Below are 10563 nucleotides of genomic sequence, written 5' to 3'. Positions count from 1 at the left end.
AAAAATAAATAATTATAATTTATTCAGAAAAGTTATTGACTTGTCCAAGTCTATGGTGTAGTATATAAATTATAAAATATGTTAGAACTTGTTCTAACGTAGAAGCATGAGTGTAGAAGTAAAACAAATCCTAGGTCCATTTGAATTTTACACTTATGTGAGAAAAGGTTTTTCAAGTATTATAGACTCTCCCCTCTTGCTATAAACTTAAGAAACTTTTTCAAAACTACCTCACTAGGTATAGTGGCAACTAGTAAGGTGGGGCAATGCCTATATAGTTTCATTGAATAAGTAATTGTCTACTTCTTGGTAGAAACAAAATCGAAAAGTAAAGCCAGAGGCAACACCTACATGAAGGGTGAATGACTCAGACACTTGCAGTGATAAATGCATAGCATCCCTTTCACCTAAAGAACACTGATGAAACACTGCTCCATGAGGCCGACCATACCGCTACACTTGGAGGTAACGTTTTAAGAAAGAAGGTTCATAGCTTATTTGCAACTATATGCCACAAGCAAAAGGCCAACTTAAGTCTACCTATGTTTTGTAAGGGGGGAGGTGACTTAGGTTGGCTTTTTGTAATCAATCTATTAACAAATCATCCTAATTTTGTTATAGATATTAATGACTTTATCTTAAATTTAGTAGGTGTTACTTTAAGTTTAATCATGTTGAAGTATATTGAGAAAAATGAAATTATAAATATTTATAAAAAGAAATAAGAAAAACTCCTAGAGCACTTCTAAGTATAAAGAGGCTCTAGGAGTTTTTTTAAGAAGGGTCATGCTAAATGGTATTTACATCAGTTTTTCATAGCGTGAGTTAAAGGAAGCTTGATGATAAAGGTACATCCACCTTGTGGTGTGTCTTCAAGGGATAACCTTCCACCATGTAGATGAATGATTTCATAGGCGATACTGAGTCCAAGGCCATAATGGTTTTTCTCATGGCGAGAGGGGTCTACACGATAAAAGCGGTCAAAAATATAAGGTTTATGAATGTCTGGAATACCTGGGCCATTATCTATGACTTTAATAGTTAAGTGACGTTCTTCTAAGCTTAAAGAAGCTATGATACTACCCTTACTAGGAGTATAGTGGATGGCATTGTCAATGAGCACCGTAATGGCCTGCTTAATACGATTGGCATCTGCAGTAATAGAGGGAACGATTGTATTGGGAAGTTCTAAGCCTAGGAGAAGACCTTGTGCTTTAGCTAAAGGATAGAAGAGTTCTAGCGTCTCAATAAGGAGGGTATCGCACTCCACTGGTGAATAGTGGATAGACCAAGTCTCAGCATCTGCATTAGCTAGTAGAAGCAAATCATCTACTAAGTGGCTCATACGTTTGCATTCTCCATGGATAGCACTTATAAAATGTTCATTAGAAGCAATATTGGTAGGACTTAAGACGGATACGCTTGCCTGTACTGCCGCTAAAGGTGCACGAAGTTCGTGAGAGGCAGCAGCAATAAACTCTACTTGTTTGCGTTTGCTTTTTTCAATAGGAATCATAGCACGACCAGCAAACCACCAACAAAAGTAAGCAAGTAGGCCTACACTACACAAGACAAGGCCACCAAAAAGAAGACGTGTCTGTGAAATGCGCGTGTGTTCAAATTGCATATCTTGTAAGAGGGTTACAGTATAGGCACCATTGAGGGAAGGAACAATGGCAATGCCTGTGAGAAAGTGCTCTTTTGCTGAGGGTGTGAGGCTAAAGGTGACAGTAGGCACATCTAATTTTGAAAGTGGAATAGCATGGGGGTCAAAGTTGTATTGATGGCGTGCCGTCCTTTGAGCCATCTCAATCAGTGAGCTTCTGCTAGAGCGAGGGTGAAAGGCACCTTGAAATAATAAAGGGGTGCCATTATCTTCAATGAAAATGACAAGATGGTGGGTTGCCTCCATTTGAGCCAGCCAAGTTTGACTAATGACCCGGTCATTTTGAAGTTTAGAAGTAATAAGGTTTAAGTAGCCACTAAAGGCTGTATGACTTTGCTTATTTAACTGGTCTTCAAAGAGCATAAGAGAAAGAATCGCCATAACGATTAAAATAGAAGCAGTAATGCTACTAGATAGAAGGGTAAGCTGAAGGCGAAGTTTCCTTAACATATAGAGTTCTCCAAAGTATAGCCAACAGAACGAACTGTCTTAATTTGCAAAGTACTACCAGTAGTATGTAAGCGACGGCGAAGAAAGTGAATATAACTATCTAAGTTACCCTCTTCTACATCTGCATCAGGTCCCCAAATTCTAGCCAAAATCATAGCACGGGGTAGGGTTTGTCCGGGGTTTTTAAGTAGCACTTCAGCCAGTTGACTTTCCCGCTTAGAAAGAGAGCAAGAATGAGAAGGTCCTTTTAATGATTGTCCTGCTAAATCTAAGGTGATGTCACCGTAGCTTAGGTGGTTAAGACTTTCCCATTGGGTGGGGCGACGACTAAGGGCGCGTATACGAGCAGAAAGTTCTGCAATGGCATAAGGCTTGACAAGATAGTCATCGGCTCCAGCATCAAGTCCTGTAATACGGTCGCCAACACCATCTAGGGCAGTCACCAAAATAATAGGTGTAGAAATACTAAGTGCACGTATCCTTTTTAGGAGCGCCAGTCCGTCTAAAGAAGGGAGCATACGGTCAAGAAGGATCAAATCATAGGCCTCTTGCCTGATAAAGTATAGAGCATCTGCTCCGTCATAGCAGACATCTACGAGGTAACCTTCATTGATTAAATGAAAGCTTACCGCATCACAAAGTGTTTGGTCATCTTCAACAAATAAAATACGCATAGTACCCTCCAAAAATTAAAGTAGTTTAAGTATAAGATGTTTCATCATTACGTTTTAAGTTGTATATGAAATTTAGTATAGCATAGAAATCTTAAAACAATCTTGAAAAGCGCTCAAGGTTTTTTCAAGATTAGAGTGGTATTATAAGTTTAATAAGAGAACGAGGAAGGGTAAAGGCTATGAAAACATTAAAGACAAAACAAATGAAGAAGCAGATGAAAAAGCAAGTGAAAAAGCAAATCAAAAAAATAGGTGCAGGGGCACTCGTGCTGAATATGCTCTTAATGAGTGGCTGTGGACAAGGAGAACTACCACAGGATAATACCCAAGAAGTAGGCAATAAAAATGTAGCCCCTGAAAATGTAGCGATGGGACGCTACGTTGAAAAAACTTTAGCTTTGCCTAATATGGGAAAAGGCTTCTTGATGGGAATGGGTCAAACACAGCAGGGTATAGAGGCCTATATTTATCAGGATGAGATTAAGGTATATCGATTAACAAGTGATGATACATGGGAAGAACAAGATGCACCATGGAGCACGGCCTATCAACAATTAGGTGAGGGATGGTATCAAGACAAACTCTATACAAATGGGGAGGAAACTTACATTGCTTATTGCTTAGCAGAGGAATCTAAAACCAGAATCTATAAGTTGGGTAAGGATAATAAGCTAGAAGACTTAAATATCGACTGGGAGTATGAACAAGACTATGTGACACCAGAAACACTAGAAGTCTTGCCAGATGGGGATTTGATAGTGTCAGATGCTTATATGGGTGTACATCGATACAAGGCTACAGATGGAACCTTTGTTAGAGCTTATGGAGAAAGTTCGCCAAGTGTGGCGGTTATAGGAGATAAAATGTACCAAATAGCAGTACAAGATAGTAGTGTGAAAAGTTATGACCTTGAGAGTGGGAAACTGATAGAGACGATACCTTGTGAAGGTGTAGATGACTCTAGCAAATTAATACCTGATAACCAAGGTGGTCTTTACTTACTGAATAACCAAGGGATTAATCATTTAGTACAAGGCGGGTCTATATGGGAGCGGGTGATGGATACCGATAGATATTCTTTTAGCATGCCTTCTTTAGAATGTCTTGAGTTGATTGTAAAAGACGATGTATTCTTTGCTGTTTTTAGAGGTGCAGAAGGTGAGTATCAGTTCAAAAAATATGTGTATGCTCAAGATACACCTTCTAAGCCACAAAATGAAGTCTTTGTGTACATGTTAGAAGAGCAACCGACCCTTAAACAAGCTATAGCACAGTATCAAATTGACAACCCAGAAGTACAAGTAAGCTTCCAAATAGGATTAGAAGAAGGCAGCACCCTCACAAAGACAGATGCTATGCGTGCACTGAATACAGAAATACTTGCAGGGAAGGGGCCAGACTTATTAGTCCTAGATGGATTACCTGTGGAAACTTATATGGAAAAAGGTGTTTTAGAAGATATGAGCGATTGGGCAAAGCCTTTTATGGACCAAGGCTTATGGTTATCTAGTGTGGCGGCTTCCTATGAAAAAGAGGATAAGCTGTATGCTGTTCCCATAAGATTTGCCTTTCCAACCTTATGGGGTGATGAAGCAGTACTACAATCTGGAAGTGACCTTGAGGAACTGGCTAAGTGGTGTAAGCTTCATCCAAATGAAAAGCTTTTCCCTGATTATTCAGAAGAACAACTGCTTAGAGCATTCTATTTAACGACTGCAACTACTTGGAAAGATGCAAAAGGCACTATCAATGAAGAAGCATTCGCTACCTTCTTAGAAAATATTAAGCGTGTACAACAGCCAGAACTTATGAAAGAAAAAGAGATAGGAACAAATGGGCATGACCCACGTACTGAACAAATTGCAGGACTATTAGACGTAGCTTATGGGGAAACAGCTGTACACATTTTGACACCGAAAGCAAGCTTTGATTTGTTAATGGCAGTTGCAGCCAATGAAAAACGTGGACAAAGTGGTTTTGTAAGGTTAGGAAATCAAGAAGAAGGTGTCTTTATACCACAAGGGATTGTAGGGATTAATGTCAATAGCGATAATAAGGATATTGTACAAGAGATTATTGAAACAGCTTTATCTGACACTATTCAAAGGATTAATCTAGGAGATGGCTTTGCAGTAAATAACAAGGCACTTCAAGAGTCTTTCGCCCATAACGAAGAAGATACAAGTTCTTTTGGCGTTGCGGATCACAAGGGGCGTGAACTCTTTATAGATGGGAACTACAGATGGGCACAAGAGGCGTTCTTACAACTTTGCCAAGAGTCCAAAGTACCCGTTATGATGGATGAAACTTTAATGGAGATTATAGTGAAAGAAACAAAAGGTTACTTTAAAGGTGAGATGACGGCACAAGAAGCAGCTCGGGCAGTTGCCAAAAGAGCTCAAGCGTATTTAGTGGAATAAGGAGATGAAGCCCCCAGTAGCACGATTTGGAAAAGGGGGCTTTTCTTGTAAGAAGGAGATACCTATGCATAAACTTAAGCGTTTTAAGGGACTTTTGTTTGTATTACCTAGCTTAGTAGGTGTCATGATTTTCTACATGATACCTTTTTTACAAAGTTTCATGTATTGCTTTACAGAAGGTGTGATAGATAGAAGGTTTGTAGGACTTAGTAACTTTAAGGCATTGTTTGCCAATGATGCTTACAAGCTAGCAGTCCATAATACAAGTTTTATTGTAGGGATTGCCCTGCCCGTGTTGTGTAGCCTTTCGTTGGTTGTAGCGCTGTTCTTAGAGCGATATTTAGAAAAGTATAAAGGCATTCAAGGCATACTACTTATTCCTATGGTGGTGCCCACTGCCTCTTTGATGCTTTTATGGCAGGATTTATTGGCAAGAGATGGGCTTGTTAATGCCATCTTACATACCTCACAAGATTGGCTAGTCAGTGACTATGCACCTTGGATTGTTATCTTGCTCATTATATGGAAAAATATGGGGTATAATGTGATTTTGATACTAAGCTCATTGCTGAGTATGCCAAGAGAATTTGAAGAGGCAGCTCGGGTAGATGGCGCTGGATTTTGGAGAGTTGCCTTATGGATTAAGATTCCCTATCTTGTGCCTATGCTCTTTTTTTCTATCATTATCTCCTTATTGAATTGCTTTAAGATTTTTAGAGAGGTGTACTTACTACAAGGGGATTATCCTGTCCATAACCTTTATCTATTGCAACACTTTATGAATAATCACTTTATCAATTTAAATTATGAAATACTGACAGCTGCTTCATTTTTACTTTATATGGTCCTCTTTGCCATCATCTATGGAATGGCTTATTGGCAACAAAGTTATATGAAGCAAAATAGATAGGAGGCGTACAAATGGAGAGTAGGCTCGGCATACGGTGGGTAGCAAAGATAGGTTTGATTTTAGGGATAGGGCTGTCCTTATTGCCAGTGGCCTATGTTGTGATGCATTCATTAAAGGGAGAGCAGCTTATTGCACAGTTGTATACCGCTTATGATGTGAGTATTTGGGAGAAAACTTTTATTAAGCCCTTTTACATCAACTTAGACCAGTACTATCATATTTTGTTTCAGACACCAGAATTCCTCTATTTATTTTGGAATGCCCTTATGATCGTGGCACCTATTGTTGTGCTCCAGACAATAATAGGTTTATTTGCAGCCTATGGATTGAGTAAATTGAAGTTTAAAGGTTCAGAGGTATTGTTCTTTAGTTACATTGTTATTATGCTCATGCCCTTTCAAGTGACAGTTGTACCAAACTATATGATGTTGGATAAGCTTGGGTTGCTAGACAGATATGGTGCACTTATTTTGCCAGGTATCTTTGGGACCTTTGGTGTCTTTTTCTTAAAGCAGTTTATGGAAGGGATAGATGAGGCATTTATAGAGGAAGCAAGGTTGCTAGGTGCTGGTGACTTACAGATATTAAGGTATGTGGTTGTGCCTATGTGTAAGCCTATTATTGTAACAGTGGCATTGCTCCTCTTTGTAGATTATTGGAATATGGTGGAGCAACCCCTTATCTTCTTAACTTCTAAGGATAAGTATCCTCTTTCTGTCTATCTAGCTTCCATTGCACAAAATAATATTTCCATAGGGTTTGCATGCAGTGTCTTATATATGATTTTGCCAGTGCTTTTGGCCTTTTATGCTCAGCATGACTTAACAGAAGGCTTTAAAATAACCAATTTGAAATAAGGAGGGAGCAGGATGGAAACAGGGATTAAGTTCAAACAAATTATGGGAAGAAGTATGCTCATCTTTTTAGGCATTATGCTTGCCTTGACCATACTTTCAAAAACAATCTATACCTTTTTATTACCGGTTGTAAAAGTGCAGGAAGTAGAAAAGGGCAAAATAGAAACTAAACTTATTGTAGATGGCAAAGTGGGACCTGATGAAAAGTTTATAGAAAAAAAACAGTTTAAAGTTGAAGCACCCCTAGAAGGGAAAGTAGCGGACTGTCAAATAGAAGAAGGGGGGAAAGTACAAAAAGGAGAAGTCTTGTTTACCTTAGAAGAAGAACAATCTGAAGCCAGTTTGCTGAAGAAGGAACTTGAACATACTAAGTTGTTACTCGAACAAGAAAGTTTAGATAGACAAAAACAAGCGTTAGAGGTAGAAAGAGGTAAGACACAAGAAGCCTACCAAAAGCAACAAGATAAAATCAGTCAGGTAGCAGAAGACGCAGAGCTTATAGCGTTACAAGAAGCCATTCAAAAGCAGGAGCAAGAAGTCAACTTAAATGAGGCATTATATGCCATAGGGGCTGTGTCCCAAGAGGCTTATGAGACAAGTCAGAATAAAAGGGAAGAACTTAAAAGAAAAGTAGAACAGCTCACACAGGTCAAAATAGAAAATCTAGAAAAAGAATTAGAAGCTTTGCAAGCTAAAGAGACAACGTTAGTCAATCAACAAATGGAGATAGACAAACAAAGTATATTGAACAACCACCAGTTACAAGTAGAAGAAGTAGATACAGGTAAGCGGGTAGTAACAGCCCCCATAAGTGGCTACATTCAGACACTCCATACCTTTGAACAAGACCAAGTGGATAAAAAAGAAATACTTGCGGTGATTGTACCAGAAGACATTCCTTATAGAGTAAGCTTTGAAGTGTCCAAGGTACAGGCCGAGAAGATAAAAGTTGGCGACAAGGTGAAGTGGACCTTAGAGCGAAGAAAGCGAGATGCCGAAGTGATCCAAAAGACCTTGAATCAAGAGAAAGGGGCGTATACTTTCACTTGTGAGATAGAAGATATGGAAGAAATGCCTCAAGAGGTGGTACAACAAGACGGCACTGCTTATAAAAGTGTATTAATAGAAGTTGTTCAAGCGTCAGGTACGTACGAACAAATTGTACCAAACTCGGCTATTGTCAAACAAGAGGGGCAAAATTATATCTTTGTTATGGAGAAACAAGAAGGCACATGGGTAACAACCTATAAGGTAAGTAAAATCAATTGTACGCTTTTAAAGGAAGGTGACTTAAATACGGCTATTACAGCCATTGTACCAACAGGTGCAAAGGTTGTTGTAAGGACATCTAAACCTTTAAAAGAAGGTATGGAAGTTAGTCTAGAGTAGGAGTGAGAAGGTGAGAAAAAGAGGATGGATGTACTTAATCCTATTAGTAGGTTTAGAACTCATCAAATACAACATGGTCGCACACTATGTTAAAGACTATGGGACAGGAAACATAGTGGCATACCTTCAGGCAGGAGACGGCACAAGCTATGAACATTTCAAGAGGCAAGAAAGTTATGAAAGACTACAACCTACAGTATTAAGTCAGAAGTCTGGGACTATACAAGGGAAAAGTCAGCGGCGTGTAGAGGTCATAGCAACCAATGGATATTTGCCAAGTGTACAACCTTTGAGCATGAAAAATGGGGCATTTTTCTCTGAGGAAGCTGTTGCACAGGGGAACAATGTGGTCGTCATCAGTGACGTATTAGCAGAAAGTTTGTTTGGGGGTGAAGAAGCAGCGGGGAATCTTTGTAAAATTGAGGGCATTTATTATCAAGTAGTAGGCGTTTATGAAAAATATAAATCTTGGACAGATATTCTTTTAGACAATGGACAGGAGAAGATTTACTTACCTTTTAGGAGTAGTGTAGCAGAGGAATGGGTAGTAGAAAACCTTATCTTAACCCCACAAAATGAAGCAGGAGAAGCACTTTCTATTTATGACTTAGAAGACTTGACGGTGAGTAGGGAAGAAAATGTTGTTTTTGACCTTTTAGATAGAAAAAAAACATTAATAAATGGAACTAGACTCCCTATGGCCATCTTGGGTATCATAGGCATGTATAGGTTGGTGAAAAATTGTGGAAGAGAAATGCAAAAGCTACAAGGAAAAACTACAAAAAGTGTTGTCCAAAGTCTTCTTAAAGTGGTACTTAATATAGGCTGTATGTGGATGGTGTATAGGCTAACACTCACTGGGTTTTACATATCTAAGCAAGGGTTACCCCCTAATAATTTGTTTGATATAAGTTTTTATGTGGAACAGTTTAAGGTAAAATGCATACAACATAACTACCTCACGCAGTATGCATTATTCCCCTTTGAAGGCATTTATACTTTTATGAGAAATAGGGTTATGGGGATAGGCATAGTAGAGGTGGTTTGTATTTATAAGTGGAGGAAAAAATGAAATATAGCCCCTTCGACTGAAGGGGCTGTTTCGTGTGACAGAATCACTAGTTTATGCAGGAGGTTCGGCCGGTGCTACGCGTGCGGTATCCCTTCCGCGTTCACACACTCATTAACAGCCTCTTAGCCCTCGCTCAAAAAAAGCTACAGGGACACCACCCACGCATCACCGACCTATTCTACTCTTCATGTAAATTAGCTCCCCTGTGGTATATAATACAGTTAAATTAATAGTTAAGCAGAGTGATAAAGAGAGCCTGGTTCCTTCGCACAATTAACTATTTTATTGCATAAACCTCTAAGCTATATCAACTTTATGCCATGCTTATAATGTAAATAGCTCTTCTAATTTCTCAATGTACTGATTTGGATAGACTAAACTCAACTCACCGTGCTTCATTTTGGGGACAATATACAAAGAACTTCCATTTAATGTATTGTGTAAAAGTGTGGCTGATTTTTTCATTACACTAATTTCTTTTCCACCAACAATAATTAAGATTTTTGCTGTTGTATTAGTAATGGAATTTTTGAGGGAGTAATTTCCGTTACTTAAAGTAATGTTAATTAGTGATTGCTTACTAATCTTCAAACTGTCTTGATAGTAAGTTTCAAACAATTTATCTGGCACATAAAGGGTTTGTGCTTGCATTTTTGCAAACCATCGTTTTTTTACTAAACCGTAACATAACTGATAAGTAGGAACAGTTAAAGCTGTTGTTCCTTTTAGAGGGATAACCAACCCACTTTCAACAATAGCATATTGTGTAATATTTGGTCTTTGTGCCAATACTTCACAAAGTATTTGTGCACCTATTGATAATCCACCAATCGCAAATACTTTTCCACCTTTTTCTTTTTCAATGTAGTTTATTAGTTTAGAAGCTGAATCTTCAATGCTGATAAATTCCTCATTGCCATTCTCTCCATGACCATCAATAATCGGAGTAACCACATTGTAGTTATCGCTAAATTTATCAACAATTACTTTCCATGACCAATCTGACAAGCCACCACCATGCAAGAAAATTATAGTAGGATAATTTTTATCACCAATTTCTTTAAAAATCATATTCTTTCTCCTATTCCCCATTATATAAATAATCTTCAATCCAACAAATATCTA

8 protein-coding genes are annotated in these 10563 nt (G+C 38.4%); 5 read left to right on the top strand and 3 right to left on the bottom strand.

Translation table 11 applies throughout. The features are described 5' to 3' along the window. Positions 1 to 805: 805 nt before the first annotated feature. Positions 806 to 2116, bottom strand: a complete 1311-nt coding sequence (locus tag RRY75_RS12990; protein ID WP_332717128.1) for a sensor histidine kinase — start codon at positions 2114 to 2116, stop codon at positions 806 to 808. Then, positions 2110 to 2790: a response regulator transcription factor gene (locus RRY75_RS12985; protein ID WP_332527919.1), complete on the bottom strand. Its 681-nt coding sequence runs from the start codon at positions 2788 to 2790 to the stop codon at positions 2110 to 2112. Before RRY75_RS12985 ends, RRY75_RS12990 begins: the two co-directional genes overlap by 7 nt. Positions 2791 to 2969: 179 nt before the next feature. Between RRY75_RS12985 and RRY75_RS12980 the strand changes: the two genes are divergently transcribed. From RRY75_RS12980 to RRY75_RS12960, 5 genes are all read left to right on the top strand, one after another. Continuing rightward, entirely contained in the window at positions 2970 to 5210 is a 2241-nt protein-coding gene (locus RRY75_RS12980; RefSeq protein ID WP_332527918.1) for an ABC transporter substrate-binding protein, read from the top strand. Positions 5211 to 5274: 64 nt separating this feature from the next. Next, positions 5275 to 6120, top strand: a complete 846-nt coding sequence (locus RRY75_RS12975; RefSeq protein WP_332527917.1) for a carbohydrate ABC transporter permease — start codon at positions 5275 to 5277, stop codon at positions 6118 to 6120. 11 nt (positions 6121 to 6131) lie between these two features. After that, positions 6132 to 6977: a carbohydrate ABC transporter permease gene (locus tag RRY75_RS12970; RefSeq protein WP_332494295.1), complete on the top strand. Its 846-nt coding sequence runs from the start codon at positions 6132 to 6134 to the stop codon at positions 6975 to 6977. A 12-nt stretch (positions 6978 to 6989) separates the two neighbouring features. Continuing rightward, positions 6990 to 8366, top strand: coding sequence for an HlyD family secretion protein (locus RRY75_RS12965; protein WP_332527916.1), 1377 nt, complete (start codon positions 6990 to 6992; stop codon positions 8364 to 8366). A 10-nt stretch (positions 8367 to 8376) separates the two neighbouring features. After that, the gene (locus tag RRY75_RS12960) at positions 8377 to 9438 is read left to right on the top strand and encodes an ABC transporter permease (RefSeq protein WP_332717122.1); all 1062 of its coding nucleotides are present in this window, start codon (positions 8377 to 8379) and stop codon (positions 9436 to 9438) included. A gap of 324 nt (positions 9439 to 9762) precedes the next feature. On the opposite strand, the gene RRY75_RS12955 is transcribed toward RRY75_RS12960, so the two are convergent. Then, a complete protein-coding gene (locus RRY75_RS12955) occupies positions 9763 to 10509 on the bottom strand; it encodes an alpha/beta hydrolase (RefSeq protein ID WP_332717119.1) in 747 nt (248 codons plus the stop codon). Between the last annotated feature and the right edge of the window lie 54 nt (positions 10510 to 10563).

This window comes from Niameybacter sp. (assembly GCF_036655075.1).
Classification (GTDB): Bacteria; Bacillota; Clostridia; order Lachnospirales; family Cellulosilyticaceae; genus Holtiella.
This window is presented reverse-complemented; position numbering and strand designations above follow the sequence as displayed.

Bases quoted from the DNA above. Each gene is read 5' to 3' on its own strand.
- RRY75_RS12990 (WP_332717128.1), bottom strand. From the start codon at position 2,116: ATGTTAAGGAAACTTCGCCTTCAGCTTACCCTTCTATCTAGTAGCATT.
- RRY75_RS12985 (WP_332527919.1), bottom strand. From the start codon at position 2,790: ATGCGTATTTTATTTGTTGAAGATGACCAAACACTTTGTGATGCGGTA.
- RRY75_RS12955 (WP_332717119.1), bottom strand. From the start codon at position 10,509: ATGATTTTTAAAGAAATTGGTGATAAAAATTATCCTACTATAATTTTC.
- RRY75_RS12970 (WP_332494295.1), top strand. From the start codon at position 6,132: ATGGAGAGTAGGCTCGGCATACGGTGGGTAGCAAAGATAGGTTTGATT.
- RRY75_RS12975 (WP_332527917.1), top strand. From the start codon at position 5,275: ATGCATAAACTTAAGCGTTTTAAGGGACTTTTGTTTGTATTACCTAGC.
- RRY75_RS12980 (WP_332527918.1), top strand. From the start codon at position 2,970: ATGAAAACATTAAAGACAAAACAAATGAAGAAGCAGATGAAAAAGCAA.
- RRY75_RS12965 (WP_332527916.1), top strand. From the start codon at position 6,990: ATGGAAACAGGGATTAAGTTCAAACAAATTATGGGAAGAAGTATGCTC.